Source organism: Bordetella genomosp. 5 (assembly GCF_002261315.1).
Lineage (GTDB): Bacteria > Pseudomonadota > Gammaproteobacteria > Burkholderiales > Burkholderiaceae_B > Bordetella.
This window is the reverse complement of record NZ_NEVP01000011.1, coordinates 153,845-172,101: the sequence shown is the minus strand read 5'-3', so window position 1 is coordinate 172,101 and position 18,257 is coordinate 153,845. Positions and strand designations below refer to the sequence as shown.

The 18,257-nt window shown below is 68.0% G+C and carries 17 protein-coding genes; 10 read left to right on the top strand and 7 right to left on the bottom strand.

The window, feature by feature from the left end:
• The first annotated feature begins 21 nt into the window (after positions 1-21).
• The 3 genes from CAL25_RS17880 to CAL25_RS17870 all read left to right on the top strand — a co-directional run bounded on the left by CAL25_RS17880 (position 22) and on the right by CAL25_RS17870 (position 2,828).
• Positions 22-1,026, top strand: a complete 1,005-nt coding sequence (locus CAL25_RS17880) for a LysR family transcriptional regulator (protein ID WP_094802440.1) — start codon at positions 22-24, stop codon at positions 1,024-1,026.
• Between the two features lie 220 nt (positions 1,027-1,246).
• Positions 1,247-2,281, top strand: coding sequence for a hypothetical protein (locus CAL25_RS17875; protein WP_094802438.1), 1,035 nt, complete (start codon positions 1,247-1,249; stop codon positions 2,279-2,281).
• Between the two features lie 247 nt (positions 2,282-2,528).
• A complete protein-coding gene (locus CAL25_RS17870) occupies positions 2,529-2,828 on the top strand; it encodes a hypothetical protein (RefSeq protein ID WP_094802436.1) in 300 nt (99 codons plus the stop codon).
• 121 nt (positions 2,829-2,949) lie between these two features.
• On the opposite strand, the gene CAL25_RS17865 is transcribed toward CAL25_RS17870, so the two are convergent.
• The 3 genes from CAL25_RS17865 to ypfJ form a co-directional block, all read right to left on the bottom strand.
• The gene (locus CAL25_RS17865; RefSeq protein ID WP_094802434.1) at positions 2,950-3,714 is read right to left on the bottom strand and encodes a DUF1828 domain-containing protein; all 765 of its coding nucleotides are present in this window, start codon (positions 3,712-3,714) and stop codon (positions 2,950-2,952) included.
• The gene (locus CAL25_RS17860) at positions 3,711-4,250 is read right to left on the bottom strand and encodes a hypothetical protein (protein ID WP_094802432.1); all 540 of its coding nucleotides are present in this window, start codon (positions 4,248-4,250) and stop codon (positions 3,711-3,713) included. The genes CAL25_RS17865 and CAL25_RS17860 overlap by 4 nt, the downstream gene beginning before the upstream one ends.
• Positions 4,251-4,364: 114 nt before the next feature.
• Positions 4,365-5,210: a KPN_02809 family neutral zinc metallopeptidase gene (ypfJ, locus tag CAL25_RS17855; RefSeq protein ID WP_170948529.1), complete on the bottom strand. Its 846-nt coding sequence runs from the start codon at positions 5,208-5,210 to the stop codon at positions 4,365-4,367.
• Positions 5,211-5,275: 65 nt separating this feature from the next.
• Here ypfJ and CAL25_RS17850 point away from each other — a divergent pair, with 65 nt between their 5' ends.
• The 4 genes from CAL25_RS17850 to bamC all read left to right on the top strand — a co-directional run bounded on the left by CAL25_RS17850 (position 5,276) and on the right by bamC (position 8,778).
• The gene (locus CAL25_RS17850) at positions 5,276-5,902 is read left to right on the top strand and encodes an L-threonylcarbamoyladenylate synthase (protein ID WP_094802430.1); all 627 of its coding nucleotides are present in this window, start codon (positions 5,276-5,278) and stop codon (positions 5,900-5,902) included.
• A 102-nt stretch (positions 5,903-6,004) separates the two neighbouring features.
• Complete coding sequence (locus CAL25_RS17845) at positions 6,005-6,652, top strand: site-2 protease family protein (protein WP_094802428.1); 648 nt, start codon at positions 6,005-6,007, stop codon at positions 6,650-6,652.
• An 87-nt stretch (positions 6,653-6,739) separates the two neighbouring features.
• Entirely contained in the window at positions 6,740-7,645 is a 906-nt protein-coding gene (dapA, locus tag CAL25_RS17840; RefSeq protein ID WP_094802426.1) for a 4-hydroxy-tetrahydrodipicolinate synthase, read from the top strand.
• Positions 7,646-7,659: 14 nt separating this feature from the next.
• A complete protein-coding gene (bamC, locus tag CAL25_RS17835) occupies positions 7,660-8,778 on the top strand; it encodes an outer membrane protein assembly factor BamC (RefSeq protein ID WP_170948528.1) in 1,119 nt (372 codons plus the stop codon).
• 1,156 nt (positions 8,779-9,934) lie between these two features.
• Here bamC and CAL25_RS17825 read toward each other — a convergent pair.
• Both CAL25_RS17825 and mutS read right to left on the bottom strand, forming a co-directional pair.
• Entirely contained in the window at positions 9,935-11,122 is a 1,188-nt protein-coding gene (locus CAL25_RS17825; RefSeq protein WP_094802422.1) for a cupin domain-containing protein, read from the bottom strand.
• A complete protein-coding gene (gene mutS / locus CAL25_RS17820) occupies positions 11,119-13,752 on the bottom strand; it encodes a DNA mismatch repair protein MutS (protein ID WP_432759249.1) in 2,634 nt (877 codons plus the stop codon). Before mutS ends, CAL25_RS17825 begins: the two co-directional genes overlap by 4 nt.
• Before the next feature lie 229 nt (positions 13,753-13,981).
• Between mutS and CAL25_RS17815 the strand changes: the two genes are divergently transcribed.
• Positions 13,982-14,248 carry a hypothetical protein gene (locus tag CAL25_RS17815; RefSeq protein ID WP_094802418.1) on the top strand — a complete coding sequence of 89 codons (267 nt, stop codon included), beginning with the start codon at positions 13,982-13,984 and terminating at the stop codon, positions 14,246-14,248.
• A 151-nt stretch (positions 14,249-14,399) separates the two neighbouring features.
• On the opposite strand, the gene CAL25_RS17810 is transcribed toward CAL25_RS17815, so the two are convergent.
• Complete coding sequence (locus CAL25_RS17810; protein ID WP_094802416.1) at positions 14,400-15,419, bottom strand: zinc-binding alcohol dehydrogenase family protein; 1,020 nt, start codon at positions 15,417-15,419, stop codon at positions 14,400-14,402.
• Positions 15,420-15,517: 98 nt separating this feature from the next.
• Here CAL25_RS17810 and CAL25_RS17805 point away from each other — a divergent pair, with 98 nt between their 5' ends.
• Positions 15,518-16,438: a LysR family transcriptional regulator gene (locus CAL25_RS17805; protein ID WP_094802414.1), complete on the top strand. Its 921-nt coding sequence runs from the start codon at positions 15,518-15,520 to the stop codon at positions 16,436-16,438.
• Positions 16,439-16,575: 137 nt separating this feature from the next.
• Positions 16,576-16,788 (top strand): dodecin, encoded by a 213-nt coding sequence (locus tag CAL25_RS17800; protein WP_094802412.1) that lies wholly within the window; start codon positions 16,576-16,578, stop codon positions 16,786-16,788.
• Between the two features lie 863 nt (positions 16,789-17,651).
• On the opposite strand, the gene CAL25_RS17795 is transcribed toward CAL25_RS17800, so the two are convergent.
• On the bottom strand, positions 17,652-18,206 hold the full coding sequence (locus tag CAL25_RS17795; RefSeq protein ID WP_094802410.1) for an NADPH-dependent FMN reductase: 555 nt from the start codon (positions 18,204-18,206) through the stop codon (positions 17,652-17,654).
• Positions 18,207-18,257 lie beyond the last annotated feature (51 nt).

Sequence of the window (18,257 nt, the reverse complement as noted above, 5' to 3'; positions counted from 1 at the left end):
CGACTGACACGAGGAGCGGAGATGGACCGTTTCGACGCCATGCAGGCCTATGCCCGGGTCGTGGAGACCGCGAGCTTCACGCGGGCCGCCGAGACACTGCACATCAGCCGGGCGAGCGTGACGCAGCTCGTGCAGCAACTCGAGGCGCGGCTGCGCGTGAAGCTGCTCCACCGCACCACCCGCAAGGTCAAGGTGACCGCCGACGGCGCGGCCTATTACGAGCGCGTCGTGCGGCTGCTTGCCGACATGGACGACGCCGAGACCAGCCTGTCCAGCGCGGCGGCCGCGCCGCGCGGGCGCCTGCGCGTGGATGTGCCCAGCCCGTTCGCGCGCTTCATCCTGATGCCGGCGCTGCCCGCCTTTCACGCGCGCCACCCCGATATCCAGCTGCACATGGGCGTGAGCGACCGCAAGGTGGACCTGATCGACGACAACGTCGACTGCGTGGTCCGCGGGGGCGAGGTCGCCGACCAGTCGCTGGTGGCGCGCCGCGTGGGCGAGCTCACGATCCAGGCCTACGCCGCGCCGGCCTATCTCGAGGCCGCCGGCGAGCCCCAGGATCCTCGCGATCTCGACGCCGATCCGCATCGCTACGTGGCCTATCTGCGTTCGCGCGCGGGCGACATCGTGCCGCTGATCCTGCACCGGGGTGCCGACACGGTGCAGGTGCAGGGCCGCTATGTGGTGGCGGCCGATGATGGCAATGCCTATCTCGCGGCCGGTCTGGCCGGTCTTGGCGTGCTGTGGCTGCCCACTTATATGGCCGAGCCGTACCGGGCCAGCGGCGAGCTCGTGCACGTCCTGCCCGACTGGCGGATCGATCCGATGCCGATGTACGTGGCCTATCCGCCCAACCGTCACGTGAGCGCCAAGGTGCGGGTGTTCATCGACTGGGTCATCGAGCTGATGGCGCAGCATGCGCCCTTGCTCACGCCGCTCGGCAGCGCGCGTATCGTGCCGCCCGAGCCCCGGGGCCGCGGCCGATCCTCGTCCGGTACGCGCGGATCCCCCGAGAATCCGGCGTAGGCCGTCTTCCCGCGGGGGAGTGCGGTGGCCTTCCGGGTCGAACAAAACCGGGAGTCATAAGGGCGCCCGCCGCAGCGCGCCCCAGGGCATAAAGGCTGACACGAAGCTTAAGTTCGCAAAGAAAGAGACCGTTATCTCATTCAGTAGGCGGCCGTGTGCGATCGCCATGTCGTGCAAGGCGTTCCCCGGCGCGGTAAGACCGGGGTTGAAGGAGCAACAGATGTCATCCAGCGTGTCGGCCACCGATAAGGTGCGCGCCCAGCAATCCAGCCTAGCCAAGCGTGAAGAGACCGGGCGTGAGCCCGATCGCACGCAGCCCTCCGATTCCCTTCAGACTCCCCGGCAGACCGCATCGTCCTTCAGCGTGGCGTTGAGCGAGGACGCGCTCGAGCGCATGCTCGCCGCGCGCGAAGCCCTGTCGCGATTCGCGATCGAATCCGCGCAGTCGCGCAAGGACTACGCCCGTACCCAGGTCGAGCGCATCAAGGAACGCATCGAGACCCTCAAAAAGCTCCTGATGATGCTGGGCGACTCGGCCGCGCGCGCGATCCTGCGCGAGATCAAGCAGCTCGCGGGCGAACTCGGCGCTGCCGCGTCGGTGCTGCGCGAGGGCGGCGGCGGGGGCGGCGGCGTGACGGTGCCGCCGGTTCAGGCCGCGGGTGAAACCGCCACGGCCACCGCGGATACCGGTGCCGGCCTGGGCGCGCAGACGGCCCCGGGGCAGGGGGCGAACGCCGGGCACGAAGGCGGTTCCGACCACCCGTCGAACGCCGCCGCGCCCACGTCGGGCGCCACGGCCGCAGCCGCCATGTACGCCGCCGTGGCCTCCACGCCGGTCGAGCCGGGCGCCGGTGCGCCGGCCGCCGGATCGCCGGCCACCGGAACGCCGGCCGCCGGATCGCCGGCCGCCGGAACGCCGGCCGCCGACTCGGACGAAACCGATGCCGCTGACCCGGCACCCGGTACGGCGGCGCAGGTCAACGCCCAGGCGCAGTCGGCACAGGCGCGTCAGGCCGAGGCTGCTCAGCGGCGCGAAGACGCCAAGGCGCTCGAGGAAGCGCTGCGGGCGCTCAAGGCCCTGCTGGCGATGGCGCAGGCGAAGATCCGCGAGGGCGACGAGGCGGCACGCCGCGACGCCGAGACCGCGTCGCGCGAGATCGGCGAGATCGCGCAGGACGTGACCGCGCTGAGCCTGTCCGGCCTGCCCGGTGGCGCGGGCGTGGATATTCCCGCCGCGCCCGGCATCCCCTCCTGACAGTGATCGCCGCGCGCCCGTCCGATTCGTGGGCGCATCGTGCCTCTCGAGGCGGCCAATTGCCCGAGATGTTGCGAATCCGCAATGGTCGTTTTCGTGGCGCGCGTAGGCTAAGGGGTTACCCGGATCCCGCTCTCTGACAGCGCAGACCCGGACGCGACGCGCGGGCACGTATAGGCGGTGGATTCTGTTTCCATTTGTCCCCGCCGTTACAAAATATCTCGCGTGACTGTCATATCAGCGGGGTATGCTGAATTTCAGAGAGGGCGTCCCAGTGCTTCCAAATAACTCGGTTTACAAGGGATATCGCCTCACAGCCAAAATTGCCCGGGCAAGTGCCGGGGCGGCGATGGCCGCGGCCTCGGGGCCGCAGTTCACGGCCACGGTGATGGTTGTGCAGGCAGATTCCATTCAAGACACAGGCGATGAATATCCGGTGCCTTGCTTTGCGGGCGGCGGACACGTATTCAGTCCACGCGAGGCGGTCCATGCGGCCATCACGCATGGCAGAGAAATCGTCGACGGTTTACACGGCGCAACGGCCTAGCCGGCCGGATCCGATGCGCCAGATCTTGCACCGATTGCCCGGTGCCCGTCGCGCGTAATGCGTGATATATCGCAGGCCTTAGGTCGAATCGCGCGCGCATTGATTGCGCGCGCAACCGCTGTCAGCCCGCGAAGAGTTCGGTCCAGTCGCGCGTCTTGTTGAGCGTGCGCACGGTGGCCGATTGTTCCAGGATCGCCACGGCTTTCTTGAACTCTTCGGTCGACGCGCCGTCTTCCAGAATCACCAGCCGCGCATTGCGCGCGTCGGCCATCTTCACGTCGGACATCTTGCCGTGGGTCTGGTAGACCTGCGTCCAGTCCATCTTCTTGCCGGCCTTCAGCGCGATCGGCTCGATGAAGGTCAGGGCGCTGGACTGCTCCGCGCGCACGCCAAACGCGAAATCCGCCGCGTGGCCGCTGCTGCCCTTGGTGCGCGCGCCCTTGACCACGCGCGGCTGGCCAATGGCTTCGGCCAGCGTGCGTCCCACCTGCGCGCGAAAGCGCAGCCGGCTGAACTTGGGCATCCACTTCACGCTCGAGAACGACAGCGCCATCGCCAGCTTGACCGCATCCCACAGGGCTTCCTGCAGTTGTTCGATCGGGCCGCGCGCCACGATCGCGCCGCTGTCGTCGAAGCGCGCGAGGCTGACCCCGGGCGTCTGGTTCAGCAGCTCGATGCGTTTGGCCGGCAGCTCGATGCCGTAGGTGGCGGCGTGCATCGCCGTCTCGGCCGCGTCGGTCAGGAAGAACGTCGCGTCGTCGGGGTAGGCGATGAAGAAGGCGGCGTGCTGGCCATCGAGGCCGAGCGTCATGGGGGCGACGGCGCGGATCGCGCGCTCGCCGGCGGGCCGGACCGTCCAGCCCGAGGCTTCCAGGAAGTGGCTCATAGGATCAGCTCGATTTGACGGCCCTTGTACGGATGCACGAAACCGCCGGTCAGGCTCAGATTGGCGCGCGGCAGGAAGTGGTCCATCAGGGCGCCGATATCGGCGAGATCCGGCGTGACCGGCTCGGCATAGCCCTCGCCCTCGGCCACCCAGACATGCAGGTGCGAGCGCGCGGTCAGCGGCTTGCGGAAGTGCGGCAGGTCAGCGCCCACCACGCTGGTGTGGAACGAATCGTCCGTGTCCACGCCCAGCACGCGGTGCGGCCCGACGAACAGGCTGGCCGAGAAGGTCTCGCCCAGCATCACGGCGGCCTGGCCGTGCACGTCGGTGCGCGCGGCGCGGTAGATCACGCGAAACGTCACGTCGTCGCGGACCTCGCCCTCGACCTTGCAGGCACAGGAAAACTCCATCCATTGCGCCGGACCGCCGCCGGCGGGCTTGCCCGACCAGGCGATGGCTTTGGTGGTTTCCTTGGGCGCGGCCAGGATTTCCTGGACCTCATCCGGTGTGATTAGGGGCTCGACTTTATTGGCCATGGAGAAACAGCGGAAAAACAGAAGGCGCGCCGGCCGACAGGGCGGAGGGCGCGCGTGGCGACCGGTGGGCCGCAAAGGGGCATAAGTTTACAAGAAGGCAGGCGGGGCGGGCTTTCAGAGGCTGTTGGCGCCGAACGTGTCGCACTGGCGCAGGTCGCCCGAGTCGAATCCGCGCTTGAACCATCGCACCCGCTGCGCCGAGCTGCCGTGGGTGAAGGCGTCCGGCACCACGTAGCCCTGCGACTTGCGCTGCAGCGTGTCGTCGCCGATGGCGCTGGCGGCGTTCAGGCCTTCTTCGATGTCGCCCGGCTCGAGGATATTGCGGGCCTGGTCGGCGCGCCGCGCCCACAGCCCGGCAAAGCAATCGGCCTGAAGCTCCATGCGGACCGACAGGGCGTTGGCCTGGCCGGGGTTGCGGCGGCGCTGGGCGTCGACCTGGTCGGCCACGCCCAGCAGGTGCTGAACGTGATGGCCGACCTCGTGCGCGATCACGTAGGCCTGGGCGAAGTCGCCGGGCGCGTTGAGCTTGCGCTCCATTTCGTCGAAAAAGCTCAGGTCCAGATAGACTTTCTGGTCGGCGGGGCAGTAGAACGGCCCCATGGCCGACTGGCCCGTGCCGCAGGCCGTGGGCGTGGCGCCCCGGAACAGCACCAGCGTGGGCGGCTGGTAGGTGCGGTTGAGCTGCTGCTGGAAGATCGGCGTCCAGGTGTCTTCGGTTTCGCCCAGCACGCGCGCCACGAAACGCGATTGCGCGTCCTGGGCGGGCGGCTGGCCCGGCGCCTGCTGCGTCTGCGGCGGGCCTTCGGCCATCTGCAGCACGACCGACGGATCGACGCCGAAGTACATGGCGACCAGCGCCAGCACGATGGTGCCCAGACCGATCGATCCGCGTCCCAGGCGCGGACCCTGGCCGCGCCGGTCTTCGATGTTTTTGCTCTCGCGCGAGTCGTCCATGCGCATGTGCGTCTCCTGGCGCCTGGGGGCGCACGGTGTTCCTGATGAGTGACTGGTGCTAGGATAAACCCATGGCTCTACTTCTCTCCATCCATCCCGCAAATCCGCAGCCGCGCCTGCTCAAGCAGGCCGCCCAGTGGCTGACCGACGGCGGGTTGCTCGCGATTCCCACCGATTCCAGCTACGCGGTCGTGGCCCGGCTCGATGACAAGGCGGCCGCCGAAAACCTGCGCCGCCTGCGCGGGCTCGACGAGCGCCATCACCTCACGCTGCTGTGCCGCGATCTGGCCGAGATCGGGCAGTTCGCGCGGGTCGACAACCAGCAATACCGCCTGCTCAAGCTGGCCACCCCGGGCCCGTTCACCTTCATTCTCGAGGCCACCCGCGAGGTGCCGCGCCGGGTGTCGCATCCGTCGCGCAAGACCATCGGCATCCGGGTGCCCGGCCACGGCGTCACGCTGGCGCTGCTGGAGCAATTCGGCGCGCCGCTGCTGTCCACGACCTTGATTCCCAAGGGCGAAGACGACGCGCTGAACGATCCCGATGACATCGCCGCGCGCTACTCCCACGAGCTGGCCGCCGTGATCGACGCGGGCGCCTGCCCGCTGGCGCCGACCACCGTGATCGACCTGACCAGCGCCACCCCCGAGGTGCTGCGACGCGGCAGCGGCGACCCCGCCACGCTCGGTCTCGCCTGACGGTTCCCCCGGAGCCGTCCGCACCCGGCCTCTCAGCATGCCGGGGCGAACGCATGCGCCGCGCCACTGTCTGACTTGTGTCTGCCGCTACAATGGCCCGCCATGAATGATCTGATCCAGACGATCGCGGTCTACGCGATTCCCGTCATCTTCGCCATCACCCTGCACGAAGCCGCCCACGGCTACGTGGCGCGTCTGTTCGGCGATCCCACCGCCTGGCAGGCCGGCCGCGTCACGCTCAACCCGATCAGCCATATCGATCCGGTGGGCACGCTGCTGGTGCCGGCCATGATTCTGCTGATCTCCAAGCTCACCGGCGGTGCCGGCCTGCTGTTTGGCTGGGCCAAGCCCGTGCCGGTGGATTTCGGCCGGCTGCGCCGTCCCAAGCGCGACATGCTGTGGGTCGCGCTGGCGGGCCCCCTGTCGAATCTGTTCATGGCGATCCTCTGGGTGCTGGCCTTCCGGGTCTACATCGCGACCGGCGTGCAGGAGGGGTTCTGGTACGAGATGGCCCAGGCCGGCGTGGTCGTCAACCTGGTCCTGATGGCGCTCAATCTGATTCCGCTGCTGCCGCTGGACGGAGGCCGCGTGCTGTTTTCGCTGCTGCCGCAGCGCATGGCCTGGCAATACTCGAAAATCGAGCCCTACGGCATGGTGATCGTCATTGTTTTATTGGTGACGGGCACTCTGCACTTTTTCATGGAGCCCTTCCTGGCATTTGGAAGGGTGGTGGTGAGCTGGTTTCTCTAGGTTTTCCGGCAATATCCGTTAAACTCGCCAGCTTGATCGATTCTGGCCTGCGGCATGGTGCGGCGGGCCCCGGAGCCTCTCCTTACTATGGCATCCACTGCATTGACCGCAGATGTTAGTTTTCAGGGCAGCATGGTGGCACTGGTCACCCCGATGCAGCCCGACGGCAGCCTCGATTACGCCGCGTATCGCGCGCTGATCGACTGGCACGTCGAACAAGGCACCAGCGCGCTGGTCGTCGTCGGCACCACGGGCGAATCGCCCACGGTGTCGATGGAAGAGCATGCCGAGCTGATCCGCGTGGCGGTCGAGCATGCGGCGGGCCGCATTGCGGTGATCGCCGGCGTCGGCGCCAACTCCACCGACGAGTGCATCCACCTCGCGCGCCATGCCAAGGCGGTCGGTGCGCAGGCTGGCCTGTCGGTCGTGCCCTACTACAACAAGCCTTCGCAAGAAGGCATCTATCGTCATTTCCGCGCCGTCCAGGAAGCGGTCGATCTGCCCACGGTGCTGTACAACGTGCCGGGCCGCACGGTCGCCGACATGTCCAACGAGACGGTGCTGCGTCTGACGCAGGTGCCCGGCATCATCGGCATCAAGGATGCCACCGGCGATATCGCGCGCGGCGCTCTGCTGCTGCGCGAGGCGCCTGCCTCCTTCCAGGTTTTCAGCGGCGACGACCCCACGGCCGCCGCCCTGATCCTGTTGGGCGCGCGCGGCAACATTTCGGTCACCGCCAACGTGGCTCCGCGCCTCATGGCCGACCTGTGTGCCGCCGCGTACGCTGGCGACGTGCCGCGCGTGCGTGAACTTAACGCCAAGCTCGCGCGTCTCAACAAGGCTTTGTTCATCGAAGCCAATCCCATCCCCGTCAAATGGGCGCTTGCCCAGATGGGGCGTACCGCGCTGGGCTACCGCCTGCCGCTCGTCGAACTCAGCGAGGCTCACCACGACACCGTGCGCCGCGCCCTGAACGAAACGGGCCTGCTTTGAACATGAGGACGCGTATGAAGAAACGTCATGCCGGGATTTCGGCATTGATGGCCCTGGCTTTGTTGTCTGGTTGCTCCGACATCAACCAGATGCTGGGCAATGAAGAATCTGTCGATTACAAGAGTACGCGCCGCGGCGAGCCGCTGAGCATTCCGCCTGACCTCACTCAGGCCAATTCCGATCCGCGCTACCGTGCGCCGGCCTCGGGTACGACCACGTATTCGCAGTACCAGCAGCAGGGCGCCCAGGCCGTGGCTCAGCCGCAAAACACCAACGTGCTGCCCGAGCGCGCCGACATGAAGGTCGAGCGCGACGGCAACATGCGCTGGCTCGTCGTGCAGCGTCCGCCCGAGCAGGTGTTCCCGAAGGTCGTCGACTTCTGGACGGACACCGGCTTCACGGTCAAGACCAACTCGCCGCAAGCCGGTCTGGTCGAAACCGACTGGGCCGAAAACCGCGCCAAGATCCCCGAAAGCTGGCTGCGCCAGGTGCTGGGCTCGGTGCTCGAAACCGCGTGGGATAGCGGCGAGCGCGAGAAATTCCGCACCCGCGTCGAACGCGTCAACGGCCACACCGAGATCTACATCAGCCACCAGCAGATGCTCGAGAAGCGCACCGGTCCCGACAGCGGCCAGGTGCAGTGGGAAAACGGCAAGGAAGATCCGGGCCTGAATGCCGCCATGCTGGCGCGCCTGATGGTCTATCTGGGTACCGATATCGATGCCGCCCGCAAGCTGGTCGCGCAGGCCGAAGCCGCTCCGCAGCGCCCGGCCGTGCAACAGACCGTGCGTGCCGAAGGCGCGATGCTGGTCGTGAGCGAGTCGTACGACCGCGCCTGGCGCCGTGTCGGCGTGGCGCTGGATTCGGGCGGCTTCGCGGTGGACGATCGCGATCGCTCGGCCGGCGACTACTACGTGCGCTATGTCGACACCGACACCGGCGCCAAGTCGGAAGAGCCGGGCTTCTTCAGCCGTATCTTCGGCGGCGACAAGAAGGCCGCGGCCGCGCAGTACCGCATCCACCTGTCTTCCGCAGGCGATGCCACGCAGGTCACCGTCCTCGACGGCAATGGCCAGCGCGACAGCAGCGCCACCGCCCAGCGCATGCTGAGCGTGCTGAAGGACAAGATGTAAGTCCTGCCGGAGGGCGGGGGCTTCCCCGCCAGCCATGAAAAAACCAGACCTCTCGGGGTCTGGTTTTTTTTCGTCCGCGGCTGGGGGAGTGCGTCGTGCGCTGCACGGCGGACGTTGCACGCCGCACGTTGCACGCCGGACGTTGCACGCCGCACGTTGCACGCCGCACGTTGCACGCCGCACGTTGCACGCCGCACGTTGCACGCCGCAAACGAAACAAAGCCGGCAGGTGTTGATGCCTGCCGGCTTTGTCGGGACCCGGCCTGCTGCGGTGGGGCTCCCTCGCAGGCCGGGTGTCTGGTGCTGGCGGGGGTCGGGATCCCGCGCCGGCGGATCTTGCGCTTACGACGCGGGGGTCGTCGAACCACCGCTCGGAGCCGAGCTGCCGGGGGCCGGAGCCGGGGCGGGAGCCGGGGTCGAGGGGGCGGGGGCCGGAGCCGGTGCCGTGGTGGCCGGAGCCGAGCCGCCGGCCGGGGCCGCGGTTTCTTCCTTCTTATTGCAAGCAGTCAGGGCAACGGCCAGAACCGAAGCCACAATCAGGGTTTTGCTCATCATGTCGAGACTCCTGTTGGATTGAAAATCGTGGTCCCGTGGAAGGGGAAACCAGGCCCCTCGGGCCGCGGGCGCAGGGGGTTCTACGCCACGACCTAGGGGAAACCAGAATTCAGGCTACAGGAATCATTCCGCCGCTTGCGTGTGGAAATTAAAGAGGTGGCATCCCAAGTGCAACAATTCTTACTGCTATGTGTATCCCATATCCAAACGTGTCCGCGCTTAAAGAGTAATTAGCGTTCTGTGTGGGATGGACACGATTGGGTATCCAGATCGTACGAAAACGAGCCTGCCGACACCCTCAAGAATGCGGATTTCGCGCATTTCATGCAATCGCTGACGCCGGGATGACAAAAGGCCCCGCATGCGCGGCCAAGCAGTGGGAAGACAAAGGCCCTGCATGCGCGGCTCCGCAGGGATGACAGGGGCCCCTGCATGCGCGGCCCCGCATTGGCCGCCGCAATGACAATCGCCCCGGCGAGCCGGGGCGATGCGTGCCAGACAGGTTCAGCCGCGCGGGGCGGTCGGCGGCGGGAGCTCGGAGGTACTGCCGCCGCGGCCCTTGGCGATGTCATGCAAGCGCGCCGCCACAGCCGCGCTGCGCTCAGGGGCGGTAGTGCAGCCAGCCCGAGTCCAGCCAATCGGCCAGGCAGGCGCGGGCATCGTCGGACAGCTTGCGGCAACGGGCGTCGGCGCAGGCGAGCTCGCGGGCATCGGCCAGCTCCCGCAGGGCGGCATCGGCGGGCACCATGGCGGTTTCGCCGTTGATGAACAGCTGACGGCCGCGATACAGCATGCGGCTGCGGCGATCCAGCACCAGACGGCCGGCCTCGGGCCAGCTGTCTTCGAGGTCGACCGGGTCCTCCGGGCTGTCGAACACGCTCAGCTGGCTCGGCTCGGTGAGCCAGCAGCCCAGGAAGCGCGATGCCAGCGCATCGTCGAAGCGCAGCTTCTGCAGCGTGGCCAGCGTGGCCTCGACCAGGGCGTCGGGCAGCGCGGCCGGCTGCCCGGTGGCGGGCTGGCCCGGATCGCGGTAGATGCCGTCGAGGCGCGGGCCGGGCAGGGCCGGCTCGCCGTAGGGGCCGCCGAGCAGGCCCACGCGCGCCATCGCCTGGTCGGCCGCGGCTTCGAGCAGGCCGCGGGCCAGATTCGCCTGAGTCGGGGCGCGAAAGCCGATGGAGATGGTCATGCAGTCGTCGTCGAGCGCCACGCCGTCGTGGGCGGCCTGCGGCGGCAGGTAGAGCATGTCGCCGGGCTCGAGGATGGCTTCTTCTTCGGGTTCGAAGTTCGACAGGATCTTGAGCGGCAGGCCGGGCTCGAGCGAGAGGTCTTTCTGGCGGCCCCAGCGCCAGCGGCGCCGGCCCTGGCCTTGCAGCAGGAAGACGTCGTAGCTGTCGAAGTGCGGGCCCACGCCGCCGCCGGTGGAGGCGATGCTGACCATCAGGTCGTCCAGGCGCGCGTCGGGCACGAAGCGGAACTGCTGGATCAGCGCGGCCGCGGCGTCGCTGTGCAGGTCGAGGCTCTGCACCAGCAGCGTCCATTCGGGCTCGTTGACCTTGGGCAGGCGCGCGAACGGGCCGTTCTCCATGTTCCATTCGCCGCCCTCGCGCCAGATCAGGCGGGATTCGACGTCATCGCGGCGCGCCAGCTTCTTGAGTGCGGCCACGCTTTCGGGCGGACGCATGCCGGGCACGGCGCCCCGGATCAGCAGCGGCTTGCGCTGCCAGTAGCGGCGCATGAAGGTGTCGGGCGACAGGCCGCCGAGCAGAGTGAGAGGCAGGTCGGTTTTCATGCGAGATGGGCCTTGAGTCGGTACAGGGCGTCCAGCGCTTCGCGCGGGGTGAGGCTGTCGGGATCGATGGAGGCGAGTTCGGTGCGCAGCGCGGCGAGGGCGTCCAGCGCCGCGTCGTGGTCGGCGCTGGCCTGGCTCTGGGCCTCGGCGTCGATGGCCGCGGCGAACAGGCCGAGTTGAGGCGTGGGCGCGCCCTGGGCTTCGAGGCGCTCGAGTTCGCGGGACGCCTGGCGGATCACGGCGGCGGGCACACCGGCGCGCTGCGCCACCTGGATCCCGTAGCTGCGGCTCGCGGGGCCCTCGCGCACTTCGTGCAGGAAGACGATGCCGCCGGCGGACTCGGCCGCGGCCAGATGCACGTTGGCCGCGGTGGGCTGCTCGGACGGCAGGCGCGTGAGCTCGAAGTAATGCGTGGCGAACAGCGTGAGTGCGCGGTTGTGCGTGAGCAGCCGCTGCGCGATCGCCCACGCCAGCGCGAGGCCGTCGTAGGTCGAGGTGCCGCGGCCGATTTCGTCCATCAGCACCAGGCTGTGCGTGGTGCTGGCGGCCAGGATGGCGGCAGCCTCCGTCATTTCCATCATGAAGGTGGAGCGTCCGCCCGCCAGGTCGTCGGCGGCGCCGATGCGGGTGAAGATGCGGTCGATGCGGCCGATGCGCGCGCTCGCGGCGGGCACGAAGCTGCCGGTGCGCGCGAGCAGCACGATCAGCGCCACCTGCCGCATGTAGGTCGATTTACCGCCCATGTTGGGGCCGGTGATCAGCAGCATGCGGCGCGTCGGGTCGAGGCGGCAGCCGTTGGGCGTGAAGCGCTCGATCGCGTTCTCGACCACCGGATGGCGGCCGGCCTCGATCTCGATGTCGGCCTGCTCGGACAACTCCGGCGCGGCCCAGTCGTGGCGGCGGGCGTGCTCGGCGAGGGCCGCCAGGGTGTCGAGTTCGGCCAGCGCGCCGGCGCAGTCCGACAGCGGACGCACATGGGTGGCCAGCACGTCGAGCACCTGTTCGAACAGCCACTTCTCGCGCGCCAGCGAGCGGTCCTGCGCGGACAGCACCTTGTCTTCCCAGGTTTTGAGCTCGGGCGTGATGTAGCGCTCGGCGTTCTTCAGGGTCTGGCGGCGGCGGTAGTCGTCGGGCACCTTGTCGGTCTGGCCCTTGGTGACTTCGATATAGAAGCCGTGAACGCGGTTGAACTCCACGCGCAGATTGCTGATGCCGGTGCGTTCGCGTTCGCGCGCTTCGAGCTGGATCAGGAACTCTCCGCCGTCGGCGGCCAGTGCACGCAGTTCGTCGAGCTCGGCATCGAAGCCGGTGGCGATCACGCCGCCATCGCGAATGGCCACCGCGGGCTCCTGCGCGATGGCGCGCTGAAGCAGCTCGGCAATCGCGGGATCGAGCGTGAGGTGCCGCGCGAGGGCCGCGACGCGCGCGGCGCCGGTGGCCGGGGCGAGCAGCGCGTGCAGCTGCGGCAGCGTGGCGAGCGCGTCGCGCAGGCTGGCGAGCTCGCGCGGGCGCACCGAGCGCAGCGCCAGCCGCGCGGCGATGCGTTCGATGTCCGGAAACACCTGCAGCGCGCCGCGCAGCGATTCCAGCAGGCCCGCGGCGCCGAAGGTCTGGTCCATGTCGAGGCGCGCCGTCATGAGCGCGGTGATCGCCTCCTGGCGCGCCAGCACCGGCGCGTTGTCGCGCAGCGGGTGATGCAGCCAGCGGCGCAGCAGCCGGCTGCCCATGGGCGTGCGGCAGTCGTCGAGCAGCGAGAACAGCGTGGGCGCGTCTTCGCCGGAGAGGGTCTGCGTGAGCTCGAGATTGCGGCGCGTGACCGGGTCCATCAGCACATAGAGGCCGGCGCGTTCGGCGGCGATGGTCTGCACGTGGGCAAGCGCGTGCGACTGGGTGCGTGCGGCATAACGCAGCAGCGCGCCGGCCGCGCACACCGCCACCGGCATGTCTTCGACATCGAAGCCGGCGAGGCTGTCGGTCTTGAAGTGCGCGAGCAGATGCCCGCGCGCGCCATCGGCCTCGAAATGCCAGTCGGGCACGCGCGTGCGCGCGCCGTCGAAGCTCAGCTGCAGCTCGGTGCTGTCGGCGTAGATCACCTCGGCCGGGGCGATGCGATGCAATTCGGATTCGAGCTGGGCCGGGCTGCACTCGGTGACGTGGAAGTCGCCGCTGGCCAGGTTGAGCCAGGCCAGGCCGGCGCGCGGATCGCGCGCCTTGCCCGACACGCAGACCGCCGCCAGCGCGCGATCGGCCTTGGCCGGCAACAGGGCGTCGTCGGTCAGGGTGCCCGGCGTGACGATGCGCACGATGCGGCGTTCGACCGGGCCCTTGGAGGCGGCCGGATCGCCGATCTGTTCGCAGATGGCGACCGATTCGCCCTGCGCCACCAGCTTGGCCAGGTACTGCTCCATCGCATGCACGGGCAGGCCGGCCATCGGAATCGGCGAGCCATTCGAACTGCCGCGTTTGGTCAGCGTGAGATTGAGCAGACGCGCGCCGCGCTCGGCGTCTTCGTAGAACATCTCGTAGAAATCGCCCATGCGATAGAACAGCAGCAGCGGGCCGGCCTCGGCCTTGAGCCGGAGGTACTGCTGCATCATGGGAGTGTGTTGGGAATCAACAGCTTGCGTCATGTCGGATAACACTTATCGGTGCCACGGCCCGCGCGCGGAGGGCGGGGCGCGGCACGCAAAGAGGTCGAAAAAGGCAACGCACCGCGAGCCAGGCCGGCGGTGCGTGAGCGCGTGCGATGCGCGCTGAGTCGGGCGTCATTGTAGACGCAAGGTTCCGCACGGACGACACCCGCGCCGGCGCCGCATGCGCTACCCTGGTCCTGTTCCGTGCCGCAAAAGGAAGTGCCCCATGCCGCCACTCATCGCACTGATCGCGGGCTTCGCCATGCTGGGGGTGTTCGTGCTGCTCGGACGCTCGAACCGGCGGGTCGCCTGCTATGGCTTCATCGCGGCCTGGCTCGCGCTCTGCGTGGCGCATTTCAGCTACGCCACGCGCGTAGCGGCCTTCGGGTTCCAGCAGGAGTTGGCGGTGCACGCCGGCGTTTTCGGCTTGCCGGCATTGCTCGCACTCATATTGGCCGGCATGTTCCATCGCAGACAGCCGCCGTCGTCTTGAGCATGGCTCCAGAGGCACGACTCGATAAGCACGATTAGAGAGCCACGGCCCGCCTCGTGCGACGACGCGCGCCGTCGTCCCGTTCACCACACGCCAATAGAAAAAGCGCGCGCAGGCCCGAGCCCGCGCGCGCTTTGTCCAGGCCTTGCACTCAGGCGCCGAAGCCCTCGAGCACGATCTTGCCGCGGGCGCGGCCGCTCTCGATGAAGGCATGCGCGCGGCGCAGGTTGGCCGCGTTGATCTTGCCGTAGTGCTCGCCCAGGGTAGTGCGCAACAGCCCGGCGTCGATCAGGCGCGAGACCTGGGTGAGCAGGTCGTGCTGCGCCTGCATGTCGGCGGTCTTGTGCATCGAACGCGCGAACATGAATTCCCAGTGCAGCGCGGCGGATTTGCCTTTGAGTTTGCGCACGTCGATCGCGGCGGGGTCGTCGATGAGCGCGATGGCGCCCTGCGGCGCGATCACTTGCGCCATCGCCTCGAAATGCTGGTCGGTGGCGGTGAGGCCGGCGATGTACTCGACCTGCGGGATGCCGATGCGGGCGAGCTCATCGGCCAGCGGCCGGGTGTGGTCGATCACATGGTGCGCGCCGGCCTGCCGGACCCATTCCTGCGTTTCGGGCCGCGAGGCGGTGCCGATCACCGTCAGGCCGCTGAGCTGACGTGCCAACTGCACCAGAATCGAGCCCACGCCGCCCGCGGCGCCGATCACCAGCAGCGCCCGGCCGCTGGGGCCGCGATTGTCCAGCACGCGTAGACGGTCGAACAGCAATTCCCAGGCGGTGATGGCCGTGAGCGGCAGGGCGGCGGCCTGCGCGAACGACAGCGACGCCGGCATGGCGCCGACGATGCGCTCGTCGACCACGTGCTGTTCGCTGTTGGCGCCCGGCCGGTCGAGCGCGCCCGCATACCAGACCCGGTCGCCCGGCTTGAACAGGCTGACCTGCGCGCCGACGGCCTCGACCACGCCGGCCGCGTCCCAGCCCAGCACTTCGGGACGGCCTTCCTTGGGCTGACGATTGGCGCGGATCTTGACGTCGACCGGGTTGACCGAAATGGCCTCGACGCGCACGAGCAGGTCGCGCGGGCCCGGGGTGGGCGTCGGCAGTTCGATGTCCTGCAGGCTTTGCGGGTCGTCGGCGGGGAGGTTGCGGGTGTAGGCAATGGCTTTCATGGCAAAGGTCTCAATTAGGAGCGATGGGCCATCATCGCCTGTGCCGATGGATTGAAAAAGGGGCTAGCATCGCAGTCAGTTTCAAAGGGAATTTGAAAATGACTGCAGAAAGACTGGAGGATCTCAGGCTCCTCGTGGCCGCGGCGGACGCAGGCAGCTTTTCGCAGGCGGCGCGCGACCTGGACCTGACGCCCGCGGTGGCCAGCGCCGCCATCAAGCGTCTGGAACAGGCGCTGGGCGTGCGGCTCTTCGCGCGTTCCACCCGCAGCCTGCGGCTGACGGCCGACGGCGAGCGCTACTGCGAGCATGTGCGGCAGGCGCTCGCGGCGCTGCAGCGCGGCCGGCAGGCGGTCGAGCAGGAGCACGACGGCGTCGCCGGCACGCTGTCGCTGTCGATGCCGTCCGATCTGGGGCGGCACGTGCTGCTGCCCTGGCTCGATGCGTTCCAGAGCGAGCATCCCAAGGTGCGGCTGCGCGTCTTCATCAGCGACCGGCTCGCCGATCTCTATCGTCAGCCGGTCGATCTGGCGATCCGTTATGGCACGCCCGACGACTCCAACATGGTGGCGCTGCCGCTGGCGCCGCATAACCGCCGGGTGCTGTGCGCGGCGCCGGCTTACATCGCCCGGCATGGCGCGCCGGCCACGCCGCAGGACCTGCGCGCCCACAACTGCCTGACCTTCATGCTGGGCGACGCGGTGCACGATCGTTGGACGTTCGTGTCGGAGGAGGGCCGTTCGACCACGGTGGCCGTGAACGGCGATCGCGCGGGCGACGACGGCGACATGGTGCGGCGCTGGGCGGTGCAGGGCGCGGGGATTGCCTACAAATCGGGCTTCGACGTGGCCGCCGATCTCGCCGCGGGCAGGCTGTTGCCGCTGCTGCCCGATTATGTGACCGAGTCCACCCCCGTGTATCTGTTGTGCGTGCACCGGGCCAGCCTGTCGCCGGCCGTACGCAGGCTGCGCGACTTCCTGCAGGCGCGCTTCGCGCATTACGGCGTACCCGACGCGTCCTGAACGCCGAAGGATGCGGTAACAAGGCGCCGCCCCAGGTGGGTGGCCGCGGCGCGGCATGCATGATTCAATGAAATCGAGGGCTGCCTTGCCGCATGCCGTGGCAGGGTCGATGTCCCGGATCTCTCAGGAGGTGCGCCATGAGTCATGTGTATAAACAGATCGAATTGGTCGGTTCGTCCGCCGTGTCGAGCGACGACGCCATCGAACGCGCCATCGAACGCGCCTCGTCCACCTTGCGCAATCTGGACTGGTTCGAAGTGACCGAGGTGCGTGGTCACATCAAGGACGGCAAGATCGCCCACTGGCAGGTCGGCCTCAAGGTTGGCATGCGCCTGGAAGAGGACGACTGACCACGGACGTCCCGTTCGGTTCGGTCCGGTGCGGGTGCGCAAAGCTTGCGCACCCCGCGCAAGTCCCTGATCTTAAGCCGGAATTTCGGCTTGTCAGGCGACTGTTCAGTGGGTTGTCCACATTCGGCGTGGATAACGCCCCGAGAGACGGGTGGTCAATGTTTGACCGCCCGCTCCAAGTCATTGAGATGGCAGGCAATTTCTGGCTTGTCAGCAGCCTGTTCAACAGTTTGTCCACATTCGGCGGGGATAATTCCCAGGCCCACGCGGGCGTCGCGCGACGCGGGCGCCGCTGGTGCGAATGGGCAATCTGTGACCAGCGCTCGGAACTCCTTGATTGCACAGCTTATTTCGGAGTTGTGCCGCCAGTCATCCTCAGCTTTTCCACATCGGGCGGGGATAAGTGTGGGCGGCCGGGGTGCGCGGCCGTGCGCCCGCCTGCGCAGTCACGCTCCCCGGCGCTGCTCAATTCTTGAGCGCACGCGCCAAGCTGCTGATTCGACACTCTTTTTCCGGCTTGTTAGCCAGGTGTTCCCGGCCTTGTCCACACAGGCTGGGGACAAATCGATGACAGCGGGACGGCATTGGGCAATCATTGCCCGGCGCTCGCAAGCGCATGATTCCAAAGTGGAATTCGGAGCTGCCCTCAGGCTGTCCTCAACGTTTTCCACATTTGGCGGGGATAACCCCGGAAGGCTGGCCGCGCCTTCGGCGCGGCGGTGATACAGGGGAGCGGCGCTTGGAGGCGGGGGCACCCGGCGAGGGGCGCCCGGCTAGGGGCGCCCGGCTAGGGGTGCCCTTGGCCTGACCGGGTGTCCCTGACCGGGTGCCCCGGCCAGGGGCCACCCGACTGACGGGGCCCGTCACTTCGCCAGGCGTTCGATCCAGGCGATGTAGTTGTCGACCCAGCCCTGCAGGAACTTGCGGGTGCCGTCGTTGGTAATGTTGCCGTCGGCGTCGATCTGGCCTTCCTTCCATTGCATGAACACTTCGGGCGTGGTCAGCAGGTTCACGCCCTCCGCGGCCAGCACGTTGCGCAGATGCTGCTGGGCCATGCCGGTGCCGGCGGCCGACGGCGAGGTGCCCAGCAAACCGCCGGTCTTGCCGGCCCAGACATTCTTGCCCCACGGGCGGGTGCCCCAGTCGATCGCATTCTTGAGCGCGGCCGGAATCGAACGGTTGTGCTCGGGCGTGACGAACAGCACGGCCTGCGCGTCCACGATCTGCTGCTTCATCTTGGCGGCGGGGGCGGGCATGTCGTCTTCGATGTCCTGATTGAACAGCGGGATGTCGCCCAGGCTGACGTAATCGAACTTCACATGGGCAGGCACCAGCTTTTCGAGCGCGCGGGCCAGTTGCAGATTGAACGAGGCGGCACGCAGGCTGCCGACGAAAACAGCGATCTTGACGGTACTCATGGAGCGGCTCCGGATGAGGGTAAAAAGCCAGTGTAGACGGGGCGCGGGCCT

Excerpts from the sequence above, each read along its gene's own strand:
- CAL25_RS17850 (WP_094802430.1), top strand. The coding sequence starts at position 5,276 with ATGGCTCTACTTCTCTCCATCCATCCCGCAAATCCGCAGCCGCGCCTG.
- CAL25_RS17805 (WP_094802414.1), top strand. The coding sequence starts at position 15,518 with ATGACTGCAGAAAGACTGGAGGATCTCAGGCTCCTCGTGGCCGCGGCG.
- CAL25_RS17795 (WP_094802410.1), bottom strand. The coding sequence starts at position 18,206 with ATGAGTACCGTCAAGATCGCTGTTTTCGTCGGCAGCCTGCGTGCCGCC.
- CAL25_RS17865 (WP_094802434.1), bottom strand. The coding sequence starts at position 3,714 with ATGAGCCACTTCCTGGAAGCCTCGGGCTGGACGGTCCGGCCCGCCGGC.
- ypfJ (WP_170948529.1), bottom strand. The coding sequence starts at position 5,210 with ATGCGCATGGACGACTCGCGCGAGAGCAAAAACATCGAAGACCGGCGC.
- CAL25_RS17825 (WP_094802422.1), bottom strand. The coding sequence starts at position 11,122 with ATGAAAACCGACCTGCCTCTCACTCTGCTCGGCGGCCTGTCGCCCGAC.
- CAL25_RS17845 (WP_094802428.1), top strand. The coding sequence starts at position 6,005 with ATGAATGATCTGATCCAGACGATCGCGGTCTACGCGATTCCCGTCATC.
- bamC (WP_170948528.1), top strand. The coding sequence starts at position 7,660 with ATGAAGAAACGTCATGCCGGGATTTCGGCATTGATGGCCCTGGCTTTG.
- CAL25_RS17815 (WP_094802418.1), top strand. The coding sequence starts at position 13,982 with ATGCCGCCACTCATCGCACTGATCGCGGGCTTCGCCATGCTGGGGGTG.
- dapA (WP_094802426.1), top strand. The coding sequence starts at position 6,740 with ATGGCATCCACTGCATTGACCGCAGATGTTAGTTTTCAGGGCAGCATG.
- CAL25_RS17880 (WP_094802440.1), top strand. The coding sequence starts at position 22 with ATGGACCGTTTCGACGCCATGCAGGCCTATGCCCGGGTCGTGGAGACC.
- CAL25_RS17860 (WP_094802432.1), bottom strand. The coding sequence starts at position 4,250 with ATGGCCAATAAAGTCGAGCCCCTAATCACACCGGATGAGGTCCAGGAA.
- CAL25_RS17810 (WP_094802416.1), bottom strand. The coding sequence starts at position 15,419 with ATGAAAGCCATTGCCTACACCCGCAACCTCCCCGCCGACGACCCGCAA.
- CAL25_RS17800 (WP_094802412.1), top strand. The coding sequence starts at position 16,576 with ATGAGTCATGTGTATAAACAGATCGAATTGGTCGGTTCGTCCGCCGTG.
- mutS (WP_432759249.1), bottom strand. The coding sequence starts at position 13,752 with ATGACGCAAGCTGTTGATTCCCAACACACTCCCATGATGCAGCAGTAC.
- CAL25_RS17875 (WP_094802438.1), top strand. The coding sequence starts at position 1,247 with ATGTCATCCAGCGTGTCGGCCACCGATAAGGTGCGCGCCCAGCAATCC.
- CAL25_RS17870 (WP_094802436.1), top strand. The coding sequence starts at position 2,529 with ATGCTGAATTTCAGAGAGGGCGTCCCAGTGCTTCCAAATAACTCGGTT.